At 64.6% G+C, this 21064-nt stretch carries 23 protein-coding genes; 13 read left to right on the top strand and 10 right to left on the bottom strand.

The annotated features are described in order from the left end of the window. From Q0L25_RS03305 to Q0L25_RS03290, 4 genes are all read right to left on the bottom strand, one after another. Positions 1 to 861, bottom strand: a complete 861-nt coding sequence (locus Q0L25_RS03305; protein ID WP_296611560.1) for a S1/P1 nuclease — start codon at positions 859 to 861, stop codon at positions 1 to 3. Between the two features lie 172 nt (positions 862 to 1033). After that, on the bottom strand, positions 1034 to 1966 hold the full coding sequence (locus Q0L25_RS03300; protein WP_296611559.1) for an isoaspartyl peptidase/L-asparaginase family protein: 933 nt from the start codon (positions 1964 to 1966) through the stop codon (positions 1034 to 1036). Continuing rightward, entirely contained in the window at positions 1887 to 3110 is a 1224-nt protein-coding gene (locus tag Q0L25_RS03295) for an acyltransferase (RefSeq protein ID WP_296611557.1), read from the bottom strand. Before Q0L25_RS03295 ends, Q0L25_RS03300 begins: the two co-directional genes overlap by 80 nt. A 78-nt stretch (positions 3111 to 3188) precedes the next feature. After that, positions 3189 to 4379: an acyltransferase gene (locus tag Q0L25_RS03290; RefSeq protein WP_296611556.1), complete on the bottom strand. Its 1191-nt coding sequence runs from the start codon at positions 4377 to 4379 to the stop codon at positions 3189 to 3191. A 132-nt stretch (positions 4380 to 4511) separates the two neighbouring features. Between Q0L25_RS03290 and Q0L25_RS03285 the strand changes: the two genes are divergently transcribed. Beyond that, complete coding sequence (locus Q0L25_RS03285; RefSeq protein WP_296611554.1) at positions 4512 to 5312, top strand: LytTR family DNA-binding domain-containing protein; 801 nt, start codon at positions 4512 to 4514, stop codon at positions 5310 to 5312. On the opposite strand, the gene Q0L25_RS03280 is transcribed toward Q0L25_RS03285, so the two are convergent. After that, positions 5277 to 6473, bottom strand: coding sequence for an acyltransferase family protein (locus Q0L25_RS03280; RefSeq protein WP_296611552.1), 1197 nt, complete (start codon positions 6471 to 6473; stop codon positions 5277 to 5279). The genes Q0L25_RS03285 and Q0L25_RS03280 overlap by 36 nt on opposite strands. Positions 6474 to 6797: 324 nt before the next feature. On the opposite strand from Q0L25_RS03280, the gene ispG reads away from it, so the two are divergent. The 8 genes from ispG to Q0L25_RS03240 all read left to right on the top strand — a co-directional run bounded on the left by ispG (position 6798) and on the right by Q0L25_RS03240 (position 11606). Continuing rightward, the gene (gene ispG / locus Q0L25_RS03275; RefSeq protein ID WP_296611551.1) at positions 6798 to 7916 is read left to right on the top strand and encodes a flavodoxin-dependent (E)-4-hydroxy-3-methylbut-2-enyl-diphosphate synthase; all 1119 of its coding nucleotides are present in this window, start codon (positions 6798 to 6800) and stop codon (positions 7914 to 7916) included. Beyond that, complete coding sequence (locus Q0L25_RS03270) at positions 7913 to 8395, top strand: thioredoxin family protein (RefSeq protein ID WP_296611549.1); 483 nt, start codon at positions 7913 to 7915, stop codon at positions 8393 to 8395. Before ispG ends, Q0L25_RS03270 begins: the two co-directional genes overlap by 4 nt. A 20-nt stretch (positions 8396 to 8415) precedes the next feature. After that, complete coding sequence (locus Q0L25_RS03265) at positions 8416 to 8811, top strand: hypothetical protein (RefSeq protein WP_296611548.1); 396 nt, start codon at positions 8416 to 8418, stop codon at positions 8809 to 8811. A gap of 58 nt (positions 8812 to 8869) precedes the next feature. After that, complete coding sequence (locus tag Q0L25_RS03260) at positions 8870 to 9352, top strand: TIGR02281 family clan AA aspartic protease (protein WP_296611546.1); 483 nt, start codon at positions 8870 to 8872, stop codon at positions 9350 to 9352. 181 nt (positions 9353 to 9533) lie between these two features. After that, on the top strand, positions 9534 to 10418 hold the full coding sequence (locus Q0L25_RS03255; RefSeq protein WP_296611545.1) for a DMT family transporter: 885 nt from the start codon (positions 9534 to 9536) through the stop codon (positions 10416 to 10418). Next, on the top strand, positions 10415 to 10894 hold the full coding sequence (locus Q0L25_RS03250) for a GNAT family N-acetyltransferase (RefSeq protein ID WP_296611544.1): 480 nt from the start codon (positions 10415 to 10417) through the stop codon (positions 10892 to 10894). The genes Q0L25_RS03255 and Q0L25_RS03250 overlap by 4 nt, the downstream gene beginning before the upstream one ends. After that, positions 10894 to 11214 carry a multidrug efflux SMR transporter gene (locus Q0L25_RS03245; protein ID WP_066812416.1) on the top strand — a complete coding sequence of 107 codons (321 nt, stop codon included), beginning with the start codon at positions 10894 to 10896 and terminating at the stop codon, positions 11212 to 11214. The genes Q0L25_RS03250 and Q0L25_RS03245 overlap by 1 nt, the downstream gene beginning before the upstream one ends. Next, a complete protein-coding gene (locus Q0L25_RS03240; protein WP_296611540.1) occupies positions 11214 to 11606 on the top strand; it encodes a TfoX/Sxy family protein in 393 nt (130 codons plus the stop codon). The genes Q0L25_RS03245 and Q0L25_RS03240 overlap by 1 nt, the downstream gene beginning before the upstream one ends. Positions 11607 to 11741: 135 nt before the next feature. On the opposite strand, the gene Q0L25_RS03235 is transcribed toward Q0L25_RS03240, so the two are convergent. From Q0L25_RS03235 to Q0L25_RS03215, 5 genes are all read right to left on the bottom strand, one after another. Continuing rightward, positions 11742 to 12455, bottom strand: a complete 714-nt coding sequence (locus Q0L25_RS03235) for a hypothetical protein (protein WP_296611538.1) — start codon at positions 12453 to 12455, stop codon at positions 11742 to 11744. A gap of 104 nt (positions 12456 to 12559) precedes the next feature. Beyond that, positions 12560 to 13273: a hypothetical protein gene (locus Q0L25_RS03230; RefSeq protein WP_296611537.1), complete on the bottom strand. Its 714-nt coding sequence runs from the start codon at positions 13271 to 13273 to the stop codon at positions 12560 to 12562. Next, the gene (ppa, locus tag Q0L25_RS03225; protein WP_296611536.1) at positions 13270 to 13809 is read right to left on the bottom strand and encodes an inorganic diphosphatase; all 540 of its coding nucleotides are present in this window, start codon (positions 13807 to 13809) and stop codon (positions 13270 to 13272) included. The genes Q0L25_RS03230 and ppa overlap by 4 nt, the downstream gene beginning before the upstream one ends. Before the next feature lie 34 nt (positions 13810 to 13843). Beyond that, positions 13844 to 15760 (bottom strand): peptidase M61, encoded by a 1917-nt coding sequence (locus Q0L25_RS03220; protein ID WP_296611535.1) that lies wholly within the window; start codon positions 15758 to 15760, stop codon positions 13844 to 13846. Between the two features lie 89 nt (positions 15761 to 15849). Continuing rightward, complete coding sequence (locus tag Q0L25_RS03215; RefSeq protein WP_296611533.1) at positions 15850 to 16488, bottom strand: DUF1345 domain-containing protein; 639 nt, start codon at positions 16486 to 16488, stop codon at positions 15850 to 15852. A gap of 49 nt (positions 16489 to 16537) precedes the next feature. On the opposite strand from Q0L25_RS03215, the gene hisS reads away from it, so the two are divergent. From hisS to Q0L25_RS03195, 4 genes are all read left to right on the top strand, one after another. Beyond that, the gene (gene hisS / locus Q0L25_RS03210; protein WP_296611531.1) at positions 16538 to 17866 is read left to right on the top strand and encodes a histidine--tRNA ligase; all 1329 of its coding nucleotides are present in this window, start codon (positions 16538 to 16540) and stop codon (positions 17864 to 17866) included. Beyond that, positions 17863 to 18945, top strand: coding sequence for a peptide chain release factor 1 (gene prfA / locus Q0L25_RS03205; RefSeq protein WP_296611530.1), 1083 nt, complete (start codon positions 17863 to 17865; stop codon positions 18943 to 18945). Before hisS ends, prfA begins: the two co-directional genes overlap by 4 nt. Positions 18946 to 19002: 57 nt before the next feature. Beyond that, positions 19003 to 19860, top strand: a complete 858-nt coding sequence (prmC, locus tag Q0L25_RS03200) for a peptide chain release factor N(5)-glutamine methyltransferase (protein WP_296611528.1) — start codon at positions 19003 to 19005, stop codon at positions 19858 to 19860. 264 nt (positions 19861 to 20124) lie between these two features. Next, positions 20125 to 20940, top strand: a complete 816-nt coding sequence (locus Q0L25_RS03195; protein WP_296611527.1) for a DUF4167 domain-containing protein — start codon at positions 20125 to 20127, stop codon at positions 20938 to 20940. The last annotated feature ends 124 nt before the right edge of the window (positions 20941 to 21064 follow it).

Here is a 21064-nt window from a genome sequence, read left to right as displayed (position 1 = left end):
TCAGCCGATGGCCTGATTCAGCAGTTTCGCCAACCGCAGCCCGCCTCGTTCGACTTCCAGTCGCACCGTCGGGACCAGCGAAGCGATCGTCTCATTGTCCAGTCTCACCTTGGTCGGCGTCGGGCCGCAGGGATCGCCGCCGATCGCGGTCTTGTAGGTGACGTCGCGCGCCACCGCCCAGCTCTCCCGGCTCCAGTCGAGGACATTGCCCGCTGCGATCCGCTTGCGCTGGGCGAGCGAATAGCGACGCACCAGGCTGGGGCCGGTCGAGATGGCGCGCTCGGCCAGATAGCCGTCCCAGATCGAATGGAGGTTGAGCCGGCTGGCGGCATAGGTGCCGTATTCGGCCTTCACGTCGTTGCCGCCCTTGTCGCCTTTCTCGCCGGCATGGAGCGGCTGGTGAAGGTCACCGACGAAGTGGATCAGGAAGACGAGCGCCTCGAGGCGCTGCTTGGTCGGCGTGCGGCGATCCTTCAGAAGCTTCACGTCGCGGACGATCTGCGCCGAGACGCAATCGCCGTTCTTGCAGACGCTGTCGACGTCGAACGGCGAGCAGATGTCGACATCCTGATAATGCCAGGCACTGGTATAGCCGAACTTCTGCTTGCCGTTCTCGTCCTTGATCCCCTTGATGCAATCGGCCCAGATCGCCGCGTCGTCGATCGTGCCTGCCTTGCATTGGGGCGTGCCGAGCAGTTTCTGCTGGCGTAGCAATCGCGTGATCTCGCGCCGTGCCTTGGGCGTGATGTTGGCCCAGGCGATCTCGGCGACCGTTTGATGGCCATATTCCCAATAGGCGTTGGCGGGGGAGGCGAAGACGAGCGCGGCGAGTGCGGCGGCGACGGGGAGGAGGCGCTTCATGCATGTTGCCTTAGGCCGGAGGGCGGGCGCTTCCAACTGAAATGGAGGGGATGGCGCGCCCTCTAACGAGCGTCACCCCGGCCTTGTGCCGGGGTCCACTCCTCCACAACCGAGCTGAGACGTGGATGCGCGGTGGATGCCGGGACAAGCCCGGCATGACGACTGAAGAAATCTATCCCTCATCCTCATACAATGCGACCTTGCGCCTCCCATCCCACGCCGCACAACCGCGATACATGCTCGCGGTGGTGAAGCTCCAGGCCATTTCGCCGTCGGCCGCGGTCACGATGACGCCGCCGGTGCCGCCCAGCGCCTTTACCTCGGCAATCACGGTATCCGCGGCCTGTTGCAGGCTTTCGCCCAGGAATCGGACGCGGGCGTTGATCTGGAAGGCGACGCTTTCGCGGATGAAGAACTCGCCCGCGCCGGTGCAGGAGACGGCGGCGCCGCGATCGTCTGCATAGGTGCCGGCACCGATCAACGGCGAATCGCCGATCCGTCCCCAGCGCTTGCCGGTTACCCCGCCGGTCGAGGTCGCCGCGGCGATATGCCCGGCCTGGTCGACCGCTACCGCGCCGACCGTGCCGTATTTCATGTCGACGTCGAACTTACCGCCGTTCGACAGCAATTCCTCGAGCTGGCGCCGCCGTTCGGGAGTCGCGAACCAATCGGCATCGGCCTGGTCGAGCCCGTGCTCGCGGCTGAACGCATCGGCGCCTTCGCGGCCAAGCAGGACGTGCGCGCTCTGCTCCATCACCACGCGAGCCAGGGTCACGGGGTTCTTCGTCGTGGTGACGCCGGCGACCGATCCGGCGCGCAGCGTCGCTCCTTCCATGATCGCCGCGTCGAGTTCGTTCTTGCCTTCGTAGGTGAAGGCCGAGCCGCGGCCGGCATTGAAATGCGGATCGTCCTCGAGCACGCGGACCGCCGCCTCGACCGCGTCGAGCGAGGTACCGCCCGCCGCTAGGATCGCGCCGCCCGCGTCGAGCGCGGCATTCAGCGCGGCGCGAACGCCCGTATCGGTCTCAGGCCGGGTCTGGCTGCGCGTTATCGCGCCGGCGCCGCCATGGATCACCAGCGACCAGGGTCTTGGGGGTGTCGTCATCGCGCCGAGCGGTAGCCTTGGTGCTGCGCCGCCGCAATCCGATCAGCGGCCGCAGCCAATTCACTTCACGTCCGATCAGGTAAAAGGCCCAGCAGCCCGCGACCGTCGTCGGAACCAGGATCAGGAATTCGCCCAGCGCGCCGATTCCCAAGGGACGGAGCCAGTATTCGGCCACGACGATGATCGTCTGATGGATCAGGTAGAAGGGGAACACCGCCTCGGTCAGCGTCGGGCGCCATGCGCCGTCACGATTCCAGAACCGCTCGGCGATGCCGATCAGCGCCGCGACCGCGGCCCAGCATTGGAGTTGGTGCGCGACCAGCATCAGATCGCCTAGCCATTGTGGCGGGAAGAGGTCGCCGGGATAAGCGATTTCTATGGCCGCGCCGAACGCGTAGCTCAGCACCGCGAGCACCGCCGCGGGTTTCCACCAGCGCACGAACGATGCGAGCACGCGCGGCGACCGCGCGAGCCCGAAGCCGAACAGGAAAGCGGGGAAATAGGCGAGGTGCGCGACACCGTCGTTGATCAGATCCTGGCTGTCGCTCCAGCGGTGGAAGATGACGACCTGGCTCAGCACCAGATAGACGATCGGCAGTATCACCGCGCGCCAGCCGCTGAAGATCGCGTCGAACCATGCCTGCAGCCGCTCTGGTCTGGGAACCAGCAGAAGCAGCGACAGCGCGGCGGTATAGGTCCACAGATAGGCCACGAACCACAAATGGTTCCAGGTCGGCAGGAACACACCGTCGATCGCGCGGAAGCGGAAATAGTCGTGCGTCAGGAAATGGCCGAACCCCTGGGTGTAGCCATGCTGCGTCGTCACCTCGACCCAGCTTTGCGGCGGCACCATCACGACCATGCCGAATAGCAGCGGGATCAGCAGGCGGCTGCTGCGGCTCGACAGGAATTTCGCGACGCCGCTGGACTTGGCCAGCAGCGCCCGGCTGGCATAGCCCGATACGACGAACAGCAGGGTCAGGCGCCAGGGGTTGGTTACCAGCATCAACACCGACAGCCACTCGACCGGCTGGGCGGTCTTCACGTGAAAGCCCCAGGGCGTGAAGACCATCGCCGTGTGGTAGAGAATCAGCAGGGCAAAGGCGCCGACGCGCAGCCAATCCATGCCGTAATGACGTGCCATGCCAGTCCATGTAGCGATTGAGGGCGCGATGACTACCCATCGCGCCCTCCGTAGTTCCCCGATGCGGGTAGAAAGGGCTCAGGCGACGTCGGGCCGCGCCCGGACGTCCTCGATCCAGCCAGCCGACACCGACGGCTTGGCGGCCTGCCCACGCGCCCTCAGGCCGATCAGCGGGCGCAACAGGTCGATCTCGCGCCCAACAAGATAGAAGGCCCAGCATCCCGCGATCGTCGCCGGGACCAGGATCGCGAACTCGGTTGCCGCCCCCAATCCGAGCGGTTTGATGCAGAATTCGACCAGGATGATCACCGTCTGGTGGATGATGTAGAAGGGGAAGGTCGCTTCCGCGAGCGTCGAGCGCCAGCGATGGTCGCGGTTGAGGAAGCGCTCGGCGATGCCGATCAGCGCGGCGATCGCGATCCAGGTGTCGATCTCGCGCGCCAGACGGAAGACGATCGTCACGTTGTGGCTCGGAAAGCTGAAATCGGGATAGGCAACCAGCAGTCCGGCGATCACCGCATAGCAGGCGACGGCGGTCGCGACCGATGCCACCCACCAGCGCGCGAGGCCGTCGCGTACAGCGCGCGAACCGGCGAGGCCGAAGCCGAACAGCAAAGCGGGGAAATATTGCAGATGCGCCGGCCCGTCGCCGAACAGATCGTGCGTCTCTTCCTGGTGCGGGAAAAGCCAGAATTGGGTGATCAGCAGGAAGATCACCGGCAGCACCACCGCCCGGCCGCCACCGAATACGCGATCGAACGTCGCCTGCAGCCGGTCCGCGCCGGGCATAAGCGTGATCAGCACGAGGGCGAGCGTATAGACCCACAGATAGGTCACGAACCACAGGTGGTTCCAGGTCGGCATGACGATGCCGTCGAGCTTGCCGAAGCGGAAATAATCATGGGCCAGGAACCAGAAATAGGATTGGCCATATCCGTGCTTCCCGACCAGCTCGACCCAGGTCTGTGGTGGGACGATTACCGCAATGCCGAAGATCAGCGGGATCAGCAGCCGCGACGTGCGGTTCTTCAGGAAGCCGCCAATCCCGGTCGATTTGGACAGCAACGCGCGGCTGGCATAGCCCGACACCACAAACAGCAAAGTCAGCCGCCAGGGATTGGTCAGCAGCATCGGGATCTCAACCCAATCCATCGGCTGCGCGGTCTTGATGTGGAAGTCCCAGGGCACGAAGACCATGCCGATATGATAGAAGATCAGGAGCGCGAACGCGCCGATCCTCAGCCAGTCCATTCCATAATGCCGTTCCATCGTTCGCCTCCGTTCTTTGCGATGCGGTGACGGCTAGTCGGGGCCTTCCGGGGCCGGTATCGGAGAGGGCTGGACAGCGGCTTTGCGGGGACGATCGAAATAGTGGCTGGGACGAACGGCGGGTGGCGCGGGATGAACGGGACGCAGCGCAGGCTGGTGCTCGTGCTGGCTGCCGGCTTCCTGGTCATCGTCGCCGCGATCATGATCGCCAATGCCGAGTCTTCGCTCAGTGATCTTCGTGCCAACGGTCACTTCCTCCGCCCCGACCTGATCTGGTCGTGGGAATGGACCAGCATGATGGCGTGGTTCACGGTCTGGCCGGTGATCTGGTTGGCGGTTAAGCATATCCGTCCACCCCGTTTCCCCTGGGTCGTGGTCGGCATCGTTTTCGTGCTGGGCAGCGTGATTGCGTCGGCCTGGCACGTGCTGCTGATGGTGGAGCTGCGGCACCTTTATTATTCCGCGACCGGCGCCGGGACCTACCAATTCTTCGACGGGATCGAGAACAAGCCGCTCTACGAATATCGCAAGGATGTCGGTTCCTATCTGCAGTTCGTCGGACTGTTCGCGCTGGCGCAATGGCTCATCGCGCGTGCCGGGACGGATTCGGCCGCCGAATCGCGGGCACCGAAGACACTCGCGGTCGGCGACGGCGCGGTCACGCATCACATCCCGATCGAAGAAATCGAATCGATCGCGTCTGCCGGCAATTACGTGGAAATTGCCTGGGGCTCGCGGACGTTGTTGCATCGCGCGACCCTGGCGGCGGTCGAGGCGGAACTGGGCGACGCATTCCTGCGCATCCATCGCGGCCGGCTGGTGCGGCGCGCGGCGATCCGGCGCATCGAGACCGATAAATCGGGTGACTTCACCGTCGAACTGGCGTCGGGCGCAAGCCTACGCGGAAGCCGGCGCTACCGTCCGGCGGACTGATCTCGGGCTGAGGCCAATGAGCGGCCGCAGCCAGTCGATTTCGCGGCCGATCAGGTAGAAGCCGACCGCGAACGCGAACGTGCCGGTCAGGATCAGCGCGAACTCGACGAACGGGTTGAGGTTCAGCGGCAGCGTATACCAAGCAATCAGGATGATCGCCGGATGGTGGGCGATATAGAGCGGGAACACCGCTTCGGCCAATGTCGCGCGCCATTTGTGATCGTGATCGAGATAACGGCTGGCGAGCTGGAACAGCACCAGGATCATGCTCCAGCCCATCGCCAGCCGCGCCGCGCGATCGAGCATCATGATGAGGTGCGGCGGGACGTTATGCCCTTCATAGGCGAGCTCGATGCAAACCACGGTCACCCCGGCGACCAGCGCGACAGCCGCCGCCGGCCATTGCAGCCGCGCGATCGTCGGCCACAATTTGCTCTCGCCCGCCAGCGCGAAGCCGAACAGGAAAATCGGCAGATAGGCGAAATGCGCGTTCCAGTCGGTGAACAGTCCCTGCTTTTCGGAGAATATGAACATGACCGAAAACTTTAGCAGGACCAGCACGGTGATCGGCGCCCAAAGAAGGCGCGCGCCTGGCGCCAGGCGGTCCACGATGCGGGTCAGCCGAGCGGCATTCCAACCCGGCGCGAGCAACAACGCCGCGAGCACCATCGTATAAGCCCATAGATAAGCGACGAACCACAGATGCTCCCAGCTCGGGAAGCCATGGCCATAGATCGGGGTGACGCTCCAATAATCGGTCAGCCAGAAATGGAGCAGGCTGCCCGGATAGCCCTGCTCGCGTGCCCTGACCCACATTTCCGGCGGGATCAGTGCGACCATCGCGAAACCCCATGGAATCAACAGCCGGCGATTGCGCGAATCGGTGAAGGCGCGGACGTCGCGCGTCTTGTCGAACAGCTTGCGGCTGGCATAGCCCGATACCGCGAACAATAAAGGCAGGCGCCACGGCGTCAGCAGGGCCATCGGTGCGGTCAGTTCATGATAGGTGACCGGCGACTTGATCACCCAGTCCCAGGTCGAGAAAACCATGGCGACATGGTACACGATCAGCAGGCCGAAGGCGCCGATCCTGAGCCAGTCCAGGCCATAATGTCGCTGGGATGTCATCGTGCCGTTCGTGTCCGAGTTGATCCGGATCATAACGGGCTGGCCCTGACCAAAAGGTTATCGCGCACGAAACCTCGGTTGCTCAAATTGGGTGTTGCGCGCTTTATTTGTGCGTCTCCAAACTCCCCTCCCTGCAAGGGAGGGGCTGGGGGTGGGTGCGCGCGTCTGCGCGCTCAAAGATCGCCAATCCCTCCCGCCAAAACAGCGACGAGCGAGCCATCGAGCCTCGCCCGTCACTTAACCCACCCCCAACCCCTCCCTCGCAGAGAGCGGAGATCGGGCGCGTCGACCCGCCTCAGAGCACTAGGTTTCGCCGACGCCCGCCGCTATATGGCGGGCGACCCAAGAGGATTTCGAATGTCAGTTCGTCCCTGGCGCGACATTACGCGCCGCAAGAGCCGTCAGATCATGGTCGGTAACGTCCCCGTCGGGGGCGATGCGCCGGTTACCGTCCAGACGATGACCAACACGCCGACCAGCGATCCCCGGGCGACGATCGACCAGATCCGCCGCTGCGAGGATGCCGGCGTCGACATCATCCGCGTGTCGTGCCCCGACGTCGAGTCGACCGCGGCGCTCAAGCAGATCGTCCGCGCCGCGCGCGTACCGATCGTCGCCGACATCCATTTCCACTATAAGCGCGCGCTCGAGGCAGCCGACGCCGGCGCCGCGTGCTTGCGCATCAATCCGGGCAATATCGGTTCGGCCGAGCGCGTGAATGAAGTGGTCGCCGCGGCCAAGGCCAATGGCTGCGCGATCCGCATCGGCGTCAATGCCGGCAGTCTCGAGAAGGACCTGCTCGAGAAATATGGCGAACCATGCCCCGACGCGCTGGTCGAAAGCGCGCTCGATCACATCAAGTTGCTCCAGGACCGCGACTTCCACGAATTCAAGGTGGCGGTGAAGGCCAGCGACCTGTTCCTCGCGGTCGCCGCCTATCAGCAGCTCGCCGAAGCGGTCGATTGCCCGCTCCATCTGGGTATCACCGAAGCCGGCGGGTTCGTCGGCGGCACGGTCAAGTCGGCGATCGGGATCGGCAGCCTGCTCTGGTACGGGATCGGCGACACGATCCGTGTCTCGCTCTCGGCCGAGCCCGAGGACGAAGTGCGCGTCGGGTTCGAGATCCTGAAGGCGCTGGGCATCCGCAATCGCGGCGTCCGCGTCGTGTCGTGCCCGAGCTGCGCGCGCCAGGGCTTCGACGTCATCCGCACCGTCCAGGCGCTGGAGGATCGACTCCAGCATATCCGCACGCCGATGTCGCTGTCGGTGCTCGGTTGCGTCGTGAATGGCCCGGGCGAAGCGCGCGAGACCGATATCGGCATCACCGGCGGCGGCAACGGCAAGCACATGGTCTATCTGTCGGGCGTGACCGACCACCATGTCCAGGACGCCGACATGATCGAGCATATAGTCAAGCTGGTCGAGGCCAAGGCGGCCGAGATCGAGGCGGCGGACGAGGCGAAGGCGGCGGCATGAAGCTCGCGCTCGGGCTCGTCGCGGCGGCACTCGCGCTCGCCGCGCAGCCCGCAGCGGCGGACATCGCGGCGCCGACCGCAGCGCCCGTCCGTCCCGAGGCGCGGCCGTTCGGCGATCCCGATCGCGCCGGCCGTGACGTCGCCGATGCGATGGCGCGCGCCAAGGCCAATGGCCATCGCGTGATCCTCGTCTTCGGCGCCAATTGGTGCCACGACAGCCGTGCACTGGCCGGCTGGTTCGCCAGCCCGCGCTTCGCCGCGATGCTCAGCCCCCGCTACGAAATCGTCTGGATCGATGTCGGGCAGAAGGACCGCAATCTCGACCTCGCGCGCCGCTTCGGACTCGATGGGATCAAGGGAACGCCGACCGTGCTGATGCTCGATAGCGCCGGCAAGCCGCTCAACCTCAAAGACGCACCGCGTTGGCACGATGCCTCGACGCGCAAGGAAGACAAGATCTACAATTACTTCGCGCGCTAGGGGCGGGAAGGGGAGGGGCCATGACCGATGGACGCTTTCGCTTGGCGCAGATGCTGGTCGGCCTGCTCGCGATCTTCGCGGTGGCGTTCGGCGTCTTCATGCTCGCCCAGCCGCAGCTCTGGTATCGTTCGATCCCGACAGTGCCGTTCACCGGGCCATTCAACCAGCATTTCATTCGCGACATCGGCGCGGCCTATCTCGCCGGCGGGATAATATTCGGTTGGGCGACGGTGAACTTGCGGGCGCGGCGACCGGCGGTGCTGGCCGGGGCGCTATGGCTGAGCCTTCATGCCCTGGTCCATCTGTACGAAATGATCACCGGTATTTGCGGCGTCGCGATCTTCTGGCGCGATTTCCCCGGCGTGTTCGGACCACCGGCATTGGCGTTGCTCGGCTGGTGGCTGGCCCGGCAGTAAGGTCTTCTTAGTCATCACTATTAGCCGAGCTGCAATCGCCGCACGGTAAAAGGCGGCCATGAAATATGCGCTGCTCGTGGTGACCGTGATCGGAATCGTGATCGGCTTGGCGTTGCCGGGAGCGAAGCGCGCGCCGATCGCCGCCGCTCCGCCGGCTGCAGCGGTGCCGGCCGACCAGCCGCAGCCGACGGTGCTCGATCGCGCCGATAACGGCCACTTCTTCACCGTCGCCGACGTCAATGGCGAGCCGATCAAGTTCGTCGTCGATACCGGCGCGACCGAAGTCGCCCTCACCCAGGACGATGCGCGACGCGCGGGGATCAAGTTCGATCCCGGTCAGTTCGATGTGGTCGGCACCGGCGCGTCGGGAGCGGTTCGGGGGCAGGAAGTCGAGCTCGAGGATGTCGTGCTCGACGGCAAGCGCGTCAGCGGCATTCATGCGCTGGTGCTGGACGGGCTGACCATCTCGCTGCTCGGGCAGAATTATCTGCGTCGGCTCGACAGCGTCGCGATCAGCGGCGACAAGATGACGCTGAAATAGGGCATTCCTATTCCCCTCCCATTTATGGGAGGGGTTGGGGGAGGGCGTGTTCTTCCCAGTTTCGACATGCCCTCCCCCAACCCCTCCCGCAAGCGGGAGGGGAGATTCACAAGCCCACCTTCTCACCTCATGAGGGAAGAGGCCGGTGACGTAACGATCGCCTCCGGCTATCGGCATGGATATGCCGCGCAGCCCCGCCTTCGTGTTTTCCGTCGCGGTACTGGGGATCGCCGTCTTCTCGTCGATGGATGCCGTGATGAAGGTCCTGGTTCGGGAGATCGGCACTTACGACACCTTGCTGTGGCGGACCCTGGCCGGCGCGATCCTGACCGGGCTGATCTATTTGCCGCAGCGGACCGCTTGGCCGTCGCGGGCGACGATCCGAGTCCACCTGATCCGGGGCTCCGTGTCGGCGGTGATGGCGGTCACCTTCTTCTGGGGTCTCGCCCGCGTACCGATGGCGCAAGCGATCGCGCTAACCTTCATCGCGCCCTTGCTGGCGCTGTTCGGCGCGGCGTTCCTGCTCAAGGAGCACATTTCGCGCCGGGCGGTCGTCGCCTCGCTGGTCGCCTTTGCCGGCGTCGGGGTGATCATGCTCGGCCAGGCCGCTTCGGCGCCATCGCCCGACCGCTTCCGCGGGACGATCGCGGTACTCACCTCCGCGGTCTGCTATGCCTATAATATCGTGCTGATGCGGCAGCAGGCGCTGGTCGCCGGACCCAAGGAAGTCGCCTTCTTCCAGAGCGTGATCGTCCTCGTGATCCTGGCCGCCGCGTCGCCGTTCATGGCGCACGTGCCCGATCTCCGTCACGCGCCCGCGATCGTTGGGGCGGCGGTGCTGGCCACCGTGTCGCTGCTGCTGCTCGCCTGGGCCTATGCACGCGGGGAGGCGAATTATCTCGCGCCAACCGAATATAGCGCCTTCGTCTGGGCATCCTTGTGGGGCTGGGTCGTGTTCAACGAGCGAATCGCGCTCTATACGCTCGCCGGCGCCGCGCTGATCATCACCGGGTGCCTGATCGCCGCGCGACGGCGGTCGGTCGAGACTGTGGAGGCTGCCTTTTGACCCTGACTATCCGTCCCGCCACGCCGCAGGATGCCGCGCTGATCCTGCGCTTCGTCCGCGAGCTCGCCGAGTTCGAGCGTGAGCCCGATGCGGTCAAGGCGACCGAGGAGAGCTTGATACATGCGCTGTTCGGTGAGCGGTCGGCCGAGGCGGTGATCGCCGAGCAGGATAGCGAGCCGATGGGCTTCGCGCTGTTCTTCCACAATTTCTCGACCTGGACGGGGCGCAAGGGCCTGTATCTCGAAGACCTCTACGTGACTCCCGAGGCGCGGGGATCGGGCATCGGCACGGCGTTGTTGCGGCACCTCGCGGGCATCGCGCTCGACCGCGATTGCGGCCGCTTCGAATGGGCGGTGCTCGACTGGAACACGCCAGCGATCGATTTCTACACTGCTATGGGCGCCGAGAGCATGGACGAATGGCGAATCCGGCGCGTCAGCGGCGACGCACTGGTCAAGCTCGCCGGCCGCGGCTGATGGCCTGGGTCTGGCTGATCCTGGGTGGCTGCTTCGAGGTCGGATTCACCACTTGCCTCCGCCACGTCGATGGGTTTCGCAACCTGTGGTGGACACTGGGCTTTCTCGCCTCGGTCACGCTGTCGATGGCACTGCTCGAATATGCCTCGCGGTCGATCGCGATGGGGACAGCCTATGCCGTGTGGGGCGGGATCGGCGCATTAGGCACGGTGATCGTCGGCATTGCATGGTATCAGGAGCCGGCGAGCCTGCCGCGACTCCTGCTGATTCTCGGTGTCGTCGCGTGCATCGCCGGACTGAAGATCACGGGAGCGCGCTGATGGCGGCCGATCAAGGCCTGATCGATTGGGTGAGCGAGGCGATGGAACCGATCGGCCGCGTCACCAAACGCGCGATGATGGGCGGCGCCACGCTCTATTGCGACGGGACCATCTTCGCGATCGTCGCCAGCGGCGGCGGGCTGTGGCTCAAGGCCGATGCCGACAGCGACGCGGTGTGGGACGAAGCGGGCTGCGAGCGCTTCACCTATGAAATGAATGGCAAGACCGGCAGCATGAACTACCGCCGCGCGCCCGACGACGTTTATGACGATGCCGACGAGCTCCGGCGCTGGGCCGCGCTGGCGCTAGAGGCGGGGCGGCGGGCGCCGAAGAAGGCGCCACCGCGGCGGACGGCGCGGGTTGCGTCACGGGGGCGGGCGCCGCGCAAGTAGCTGTGGATATGATGTCGACCGATGACAGCAAGCCGACGAACCGGTTTGAAGGGCTGGCAATGATAACTGCTTTTGACAATTCTTAGCTGTTCACGGCTGACGGGCCGATAAACCGATGGGCGTTCTCATGCTCGCCTATGAAGGCAGCGCACCTTCCGAGGGGCATGAACCGGTCAGGCGCTGACTGCCTCCCTCCGCGCTGTAGCCGAGTTCCTGCCGCGTGCGTCGGCTGATCAAATAGCGATAGGGGTGTGCTGCATCGGGGCCTGCATCCAGCAGCCATGCGTCAACCCGTCCCGCCGGCGTATCGACATCCTGGCGGCCGACGACCTTGACAGTGAATGTCCCAAAACCCTTATCATACTGCCAGAAGGGTAGCTGAAAGCTCGCGCCGTCACGCAGAGGGAGCGCAGCGAATGTCACTCCCCAGAGGTTACCGTCCCAGGTGGGACCGGTCAGCGGCACATCGACGGCTTTGGAGCCACTGGCGTTCTCCTGAGTCCCAGTGATGCGACCCTGAGCATAAGAAAGGTCGACGCGGTGCCATCCACGGTCGGAGCGCTCAATGCCGCGCTTGCTATCCATGCGGATTGGCAGGAGCGTGGTGCGATCGAGCACGAAGTGATCGCGCATGTCGAACTTCCCGCCGCCGAGCTTTTGATGCACCACCACGTCCCACACCGGCTTGTTTTGTGCGGTGGACGCGGTGATCGTCTGCCAAGTGGTGCCGACCACCTTGTCCCCGGCGACGATCGAGTAGCAGGACGAGCCTGGTCGCAGCCGAGCACCTTCCATCTTCGTCGCCGCGCCGGAGCCAAGCAGCGCAACCAGCAAGACCATCGCTTTCACTAATGCTGACTCCGTTCGATCAAGCGCTTGGTGTATTGGTCAGATATAGCACCGTCAATTGCTGACGATAGGGGCGATCGCGTCTCCACATCCGCCGACCGGCATCAGGAATGTCCCGTTTTGGCGGGAGCCGCCCTCCGCCCAAACACCCCCGCCGCAAACGACGCCACGACCGCCGTCACCAGGAGCGCGAACCAAGCGTAGGTGAACCCTGCCATCATCATAGGATTGGGTAGCGACCAGAAGCCATAGATCGCCGCCGCGCCCCCGACCGTGATGATCAGGCCGAACAGCATCGGCCACAATCTGAATTTGCCGAGCAGCGCGAGTCCGACTGCGGTGGTGGCGAGGGCGAGTAGGGCGAACTTGATGTGTACCGCCCACCACAAGGCGTCGAGTTGGCCGGGCGTTCCCGGCAGGTTGCCTATTATCCGCCACATGATCGCGCCCTCGATCTCATCGCTCAGACCAGCGACGAGCAGTATCGCGACGATCGCGCGCTGCACGCGGCCGCGGCTGGCCGCGATCGATGCAAGCACCAGGAAGGCGGTGTACGACGGGATGAAGCCGAGCGCGTCCAGCCACAATCCCGCATTCTGTGCGCCGACCAACGTCGCTCGACACGCGCCCGAACCGAACAACGCCGCAACGTCGCCCGGCGTCCGGGCCAGTTCGAAGGCCAGGATTGGCCCGAGCTGCCCGGAGCCAGCAAACGTCCCGCAGGCGACCAGCCCCGGGATCTTGCCGAACGCAAACGAACAGGCAAACGCCACCAGTCCCGCCAGCACACTCAGGCGCCAGGCGGTCCGTGGCCTCACGCCTTTTCGGTTTCCTTCGCGCGCTCGATCGCTTCGAGCACGATCTGCCGCGCTTCAGCCGCGTCGCCCCATTTGCCGACGCGCACCCACTTCTCGGCCTCGAGGTCCTTATAGTGGGTGAAGAAATGCTCGATCTGCGCGAGCACGATCGAGGGGAGGTCCTGCCGCTCGCCGACGTCCGAATAATAAGGGAAGGTCGAATCGACCGGCACGCAGATCAATTTCTCGTCGCCGCCATGCTCGTCCTCGAGGTTGAGCACGCCGATCGGCCGGGCGCGGACGACGCAGCCCGGGACGAACGGCGAGCGCGCGATCACCAGCGCGTCGAGCGGATCGCCATCGGGCGACAATGTGTGCGGAACGAAGCCGTAATTGGCCGGATAGCGCATCGGCGTGTGCAGGATGCGGTCGACGAAGAGCGCGCCCGACTTCTTGTCGAACTCGTACTTCACCGGTTCGCCGCCGACCGGCACTTCGATGATCACGTTCAGGCTTTCCGGCGGGTTGTCCCCGACCGGTATCAAATCGATCCGCATGTCATTCCTTTATGGCGTGGCGCGCCGCCTCGTCTCAGCGGGGCTGGAGCAGCAGGTCGAGACCGCTCTCCCCGGTCCCGGTTTTCACGAGGTGCGGATAGCGCAGCCCATCATGATAGTCGATGCTCACGCTGCGAACTTCTTCGCCTGCCTTGACCAAAAGGATGATGGGCGTCTTCGTACCCTTGGCTTCGGTCACCGCCGCCTTTAGCCGGTCGTCCGAATAAGCGAGGCCGTTCACGCCGACGATCGTGTCGCCGATCGTAAGACCGGCATCGAATGCCGGGCTCTGCCAGCGGACCGAGCTCAGACCGCCATCGGCAGCAACGTTGACGCCGAGCGAATAATAGAAATCGCTATATTTGCGCGCGCGCTCGGCCTGCTTGCCGATCGATGGCTGCACATCGGTATAGACAAGCTTGTAGCCGTTGCGCTCGAACCCGCCGAGCGGCGCAGGCTCGCCGACGCCGTAGAGCCGCTTAGTCAGCAACCCGCGCCAGTCATAGCCGGGCTGGATCTTGTCTAGCGTGGCGACCACGTCGTCGAACGTATAGGTGACCTCGCCCCAGTCGCCATCGTTGATGCCGAAGAAAGCGCGGGCGAAATCGTCGATCGACTTGCTGCCCTTCGACTGCTGGCGAAGGATCGAATCGACCTCCATCCAGATGAGCAGCCCTTCGTTGTAATAATCCTCCGAGCGCTGGTTGCTGGTCCAGCCCTTGGGCCGGCGGTTGGAAATGATCGGGTCGTTGGTCGTGTCGATCATTGGGCGCCAGTTGCGGCCCGGTGTGTTGTCGAGATTGGCCATGATCGCGGCATAGCCGTCGAGCGTATCCTGCTTGGACACCAGCCCCGACCGCGCCTGGAGCACATAGCCCCAGAATTGCGTCTGCCCCTCATAGACCCAGAGCAGGCTGTTGCGCATCGGATAGAGGTAATCCGGCGTCCACAGGTCGGCGCCGCGGCGGAACTTGCCGTCCCAGCTATGGGTGTATTCGTGCGGCAGCAGGTTGCGCGCCCCGGCATTGGCTTCCCATTCGCTGAAATAGCCCATCCGGGTGCCGTCCTCGGAACTGCGATGATGCTCGAGGCCGATCCCGCCCAGCTCGTTGGAGATCGACAGCAGGAATTCATAATGGTCGTAGTGCTGCGCGCCGAAGGTCTTCACCGCCTGATCCACCAAGCGCTTGTGCGCGTCGATCATCGCCGGGGTGGCGGAATCGAGCTCCTTCTGCGTATCGGCATAGACGTTGAGGTTGACCCGATCGCTGAGCGGCCACTTCTTGTAATAGCGCCCCGCCAGCATCGGACTGTCGAGCAGGATCTCGTAATTGGTCGGTTCGTAGGTGTAGGTCGACCCGGTCACCTTGGCGTTGAGCGCCGATGACGCGGTCCATCCTTCCGGATATTTCACCGTCATGCGGATCGGGATCTGCCGCACGAAATAGCCGGCGGGATAGAAGCTGGTGCCGATCGGCTCGAGGCTCAGCAGGTTGCGCGTGACCATCATCCGGCCCTGGTCGCCCTTGGTCGAGGTGACGTATTTGAACGAAACCTCGATCGACTTGGCACCCTTCGGTACGTCGAGATGGAAGGCATAGACCTCGACCGGGTCGCGCTTCCATGCGACCGACTTGCCGGCGGCGGTGATGTGCAGGTCGACCACCTTGTCGATCTCGTTGCGCGGCGTATGTCCGCCCGGCACCCATTTCGGATAGAGCAGCACCATCTCGCCGCTGCCCGAGACCGGTATCGTCTCCTTGACGACGTAGATGCCGCGCATCGTGTCGGTCGCATCGACGTCGAGCGTCAGCGTCCCCGGATAGGGTTTGTCGACCGCGACTGGGATCGTGTTCTCGATCGGCGTCGGCTGCGGCTTCGAATTCTCGGCGAGCGCGACGGTGGCGACGGAGGAGGCGAGGAGGACGGCAAAGGCTGCGCGACGGAGCATGGAGAGGGGACCCCTTTTTTGGTGTGCTGGCGTGACCTAGGACGGCGATACACCCGGCGTCCAGTGCCTAACGTTACGGAATTATGGAATTAAGAGCCGCCGATCGAGTTGATCGTGAAGGCCAGCACGCCCAGATTGAAGACGAAGGCGGCGAGGCAATGCCCCGTCACCACCCGGCGGACGCGACGACTCTTGATGTCGACGTCGCTGGTCTGGAACGTCATGCCCAGGGTGAAACTAAAATAGACGAAATCCCAATAGTCCGGGTCGTCGCAATTGGGGAAATCGATCCCGCCGCTGTCTTCGTTATCCTCCGCCGGCAAATAATAGAGATGCGCGTAATGGAGCGCATAGATCATGTTCGAAAAGGTCCAGGCGAGCACCAGGGACGCCAGTACGAGCCCGATGGTGAAGGGCGTTGCCTTGTCGAGCTTTTCGGTGACCACGGAGACCATGATGATGATCGAGGTCACGACCGTGATCAGCAGCAGGAAGGCGCGATTGGCGTCGTTGCGCTGCGCCGCGGCGCGCATCTGTTCGGCGGTCCCGCGTGCGAACAAGGGCATGATCGAGATGAGGAAGATCGTCGCGGCGATGTCGAAGGCGATCATCGCACCACGTCCATAGCCTTGGGCCGGGATCGTCACGAACAGGCCGGCGACGAAGATCGCGACGAAGGCGATGAAGCGGGGTGGCGCGAGCCGGTGACCGAGATGCATGTTCGCCATGACGAAACGCTAGCGTAGGCGGCGCGCCTCTACTAGATACCCGCCCCCAATGGCACGTATCGAGACTCCCCGGCCCATCAGGGGCACCCAGGACATTTTCGGCCAAGAGCAGCGGCGGTTCGCGCGCGTGCTCGAGGCGTTCGATCATGTCCGCAAATTGTACGCATTTCAGCGCGTCGACTTGCCCGTGTTCGAGGACACCCAGGTGTTCGCGCGATCGATCGGCGAGACGACCGATGTCGTTTCCAAGGAAATGTACACGTTCGAGGATCGCGGCGGGGACTCTCTGACCTTGCGCCCCGAATTCACCGCGGGCGTGTGCCGCGCCTATCTGACTAATGGTTGGCAGCAATATGCGCCGTTGAAATTGGTCACGTCGGGTCCACTGTTCCGTTACGAACGCCCGCAAAAGGGGCGCTATCGCCAGTTCCACCAGATCGACGCCGAAGTGATCGGCGCGGCCGAGCCGGCGGCGGACGTCGAATTGCTCGCCTTCGCCGATCAGCTGCTGCACGAACTCGGCATCGCCGACGGCGTGACGTTGCAGCTCAACACCCTGGGCGACGCCGAGACGCGCGATGCCTGGCGCACTGCATTGGTCGCGCATTTCGAACGGTATCGCGGGGAGCTGTCGGAAGACAGCCTCGTCCGGCTCGACAAGAACCCGATGCGCATCCTCGACAGCAAGGACCCGCGCGACCGGCCTATCGCCGATGCCGCGCCGGACATCGACGCGCATTTGACCAGCGAGGCTGGGGCGTTCTTTGAAAAGGTGACGAAGGGGCTCGGCGCGGCGGGCGTGAAATGGACGCGCAACAGTCGCTTGGTGCGCGGGCTCGATTATTACCGTCACACGGCGTTTGAGTTCGTCACCGATCGGCTTGGCGCGCAGGGCACGGTGCTTGCGGGCGGCCGTTATGATGGTCTGATCGAGTCGCTGGGCGGGCCTGCCACGCCGGGTGTCGGCTGGGCGGCGGGTATCGAGCGGCTGGCGATGCTGCTTGAAGAGCAGGTGCCTTCCCCGATCGAAGCGGTCGTCATCCCGATGGGCGAAGCCGCGGAAGCGCGCGGGCTCGGTATTGTCGCCGATCTCCGTCGTTCGGGCGTGACCGCCGATATGGCGTTCCGCGGTAATATGAAGCGGCGCTTGGCGAAGGCCAACGATGCGGGCGCCAGCTATGCGCTGATCCTGGGCGAGGACGAGCTCAAGGACGGTCGGATCGTCGTTCGCAACCTGCACGAGGGGAAGCAGGCGCGAGCATCGTTGGAGTCGATCGGCAAAGTGCCTCTGTCGCTCCTATGGGCGATGGACACCGGGGATCCCGTTAAACCTGGCGATGGCTCGATCGGCGGTTTGCTGGCCGGCGCCCCAAAATGACCTCCATCTCCCCCGAACGGATCGCGCAGATCGAGGCGCGGCGCGACGAATTGTCGGCGTTGATGGCGACCGGCGACCTGTCGGGCGAGCGTTTCGTCCAGGTATCAAAGGAATATGCCGAGATCGAGCCGGTGGCGAAGGCCGCGGGCGAAGTGCGGCGGCTGCGCGCCGAACTCTCCACGCTCAGCCATATGGCCGAGGACGATGCCGCCGATGGCGAGTTGAAAGCGATGGCGCGCGAGGAGATCGAGGAGATCCGCGCGACCTTGCCGCAGGCCGAGCGTTCGCTGGCGCTGGCGCTGCTGCCGCGCGATGCCGCCGACGAACGCGCAGCGATGCTCGAAATCCGCGCCGGCACAGGCGGCGACGAGGCGTCTTTGTTCGCGGGTGACCTGTTCCGCATGTACCAGCGCTATGCCGAAGGGCAGGGCTGGCGAGTCGAACTGATCTCCGCCTCGACCTCCGAAGCGGGCGGCTTCAAGGAAGTCGTCGCCTCGGTCGAGGGCAAGGGCGTGTTCGCCAAATTGAAGTTCGAAAGCGGCGTCCATCGCGTCCAGCGCGTGCCGGTTACCGAAAGCGGCGGGCGCATCCATACCTCGGCGGCGACCGTCGCGGTGCTGCCCGAAGCCGAAGATGTCGACGTCCAGATCGACGAGGCGCGCGACCTGCGGATCGACGTCTATCGCTCGTCTGGTCCGGGCGGGCAGTCGGTCAACACCACCGACAGCGCGGTGCGCATCACGCACTTGCCGACCGGGCTGGTGGTGATCCAGCAGGACGAGAAGTCGCAGCACAAGAACAAGGCCAAGGCGCTCAAGGTGCTGCGGACCCGGCTCTACGAGGCCGAGCGCGAGCGGCTGGCGGCGGAGCGCTCGGGCACGCGCAAGGCGATGGTCGGGTCGGGCGACCGTTCGGAGCGGATCCGGACGTATAATTTCCCCCAGGGGCGCGTGACCGATCACCGCATCAACCTCACGCTGCACCGCCTGCCCGAGATTCTCGAAGGCGATATGGATGAGTTGATCGGCGCCCTGATCGCCGAGGACGAGGCCGAGCGACTGGCGACGCTGGATGGCTAAGTTCCCCTCCCGCTCGCGGGAGGGGCTAGGGGAGGGCATGTTCCCTCCCCGCATGTTGTGACACGCCCTCCCCCGACCCCTCCCGCAAGCGGGAGGGGAGTTAGGGCGGCACTTGCGGATGCCGCCTCGCGTCTCGCCGGCGTCTCCGACACTCCCCGCCTCGATGCCGAACTCCTGATGGCCCACGCGCTGGGCACGACGCGCGAGCAATTGCTGTTGCGGCACCTGGACGACTCCGCGCCCAACACCTTCGCGTCACTGATCGACCGCCGCCTCGCGCACGAACCCGTCGCCTACATCATCGGCACGCGTGATTTCTGGACGATCAGCCTCGCGGTTGGTCCCGGCGTCCTCATCCCGCGCCCCGATAGCGAAACCTTGATCGAAGTCGCGGTGGAACACTGGCCGGATGTCGAAGCGCCGTTGAGGATATTGGACCTGGGAACCGGGCCGGGGACCTTGCTTCTCGCCGCGCTTGCGCAATGGTCCGAGGCGCATGGCCTGGGGATCGACGCCTCGCCCGAGGCGCTCGATTATGCTCGGCGCAATGCCGAGTTACTCAATCTGGCCGATCGCGCCGCGTTCCGCATCGGCAACTGGGCCGAGGGGGTAGCGGGAGATTTCGACCTGATCCTCTGCAACCCGCCCTATATCGCCATCGGCGAATCGCTCCCGGCCGAGGTGCGTGAGCACGAGCCCGGCGCGGCACTGTTCGCCGGTGTAGACGGGCTGGACGACTATCGCATTATCGCCGCCCAGCTCCCGCGCCTGATCGCGCCGGGCGGCATGGCCGCGATCGAGATCGGTGCGACCCAGGCCGGAGCGGTTTCGGCCTTGCTGACCGCACAAGGTCTGAAGGTCGCGGTTCGCCGCGATCTTGCCGGGCGCGACAGATGCGTCATCGCCACACCTTGAAAGTGACACACTTCGGTTACATATTTCTGCTTGGACAAACGCCCTGCACCCGCTATTGAGCGCCGAGGGGCAGACGATCTCAATCGACAAGTCGTTGAAATCGCGGGCCTGCCCAATCCATCGTCATTAGGCCGCTCGTCCGGCGGCCATGACAGGCCTTTCGCGCCTCCACCCTTGGTTTCGGGTTCGGCGCGGGTGGCGCGTGGGATTTGCATCCTCTTGGAGCAAGGCCGGGTTTGTTTTGAACACAAGGACCACAGGACTTTGAACATAAATCGTCAGGCCGGCCGCCGTCGCGGCCGTGGTGGCCAGCGCCAGGGTGGCGGCGGTAATCCCAACGGAAACAACGGGAACCGCATCGACAACCGCGCGCGGGGCAATGCGAACCAGCTCTTCGAGAAGTACAAGGCACTCGCCGCCGAGGCGCAGCGCCAGGGCGACCGCGTCAACACCGAATATTATCTGCAGTTCGCGGATCATTATTTCCGCGTGCTCGCCGAGAATCGCAGCCGATTCGAAGAGCAGAACCCGAATCAGGCGCAGCAGCGCCGTGGGCGCGAGGACGCGTTCGACGATGAGGATGAGGGTTACGAGGAAGAAGGCGTCGAGGGCGAGGGCCAGGAGCCACGCCGCGAGGTCCAGGCCGAGCCGCGCCGCGAGAGCCGCAACCGTGATGATCGTGGCAATCGCGGCAACCGTGAGGATCGCGGCAATCGCGAGCCGCGCGAGGATCGTGGCAACCGCTATAACGGCAGCGCCAACGCCGATGCTGGCGTCAACGGCAACGTGAACGGCTATGCCGAGAACGACACCGACGACGTGAATGGAGTCGAGGTCGCCGAGGCGGCTGCGCCAGTCGAGGAACGCCCGGAGCGCGCACCCCGCCGTGGCCTGCGTCCGCGCCGCGAACCGCGTGCGGTCGAGGCGAGCGAAGGCGAAACCTTCGACGCGTCGCTACTGCCGCCGTCGCTCGGCATTTCGGCCGGCACCGAGGGAGAGGAAGAACCCGCTCCCAAGCCACGCCGTCGCCGCACGCCGCGCGCGGTCGCCGCGGAGCCGGCTGCCGACGCTGCCGAATAACCGACGGCTTCGAAAAATAGCCGTCATCCCAGCGAAAGCTGGGATCTCGTGCAGTATCTCAACTGCCTGAGATTCCAGCTTTCGCTGGAATGACGGAATAAAACGCCCGGCCGGATCCGATCCG

Origin of the sequence: Sphingomonas sp. (assembly GCF_024508665.1) — a bacterium.
Lineage (GTDB): Bacteria > Pseudomonadota > Alphaproteobacteria > Sphingomonadales > Sphingomonadaceae > Sphingomonas.
The sequence above is the reverse complement of the archived record's forward strand: the minus strand, read 5'-3'. Positions and strand labels throughout refer to the sequence as shown.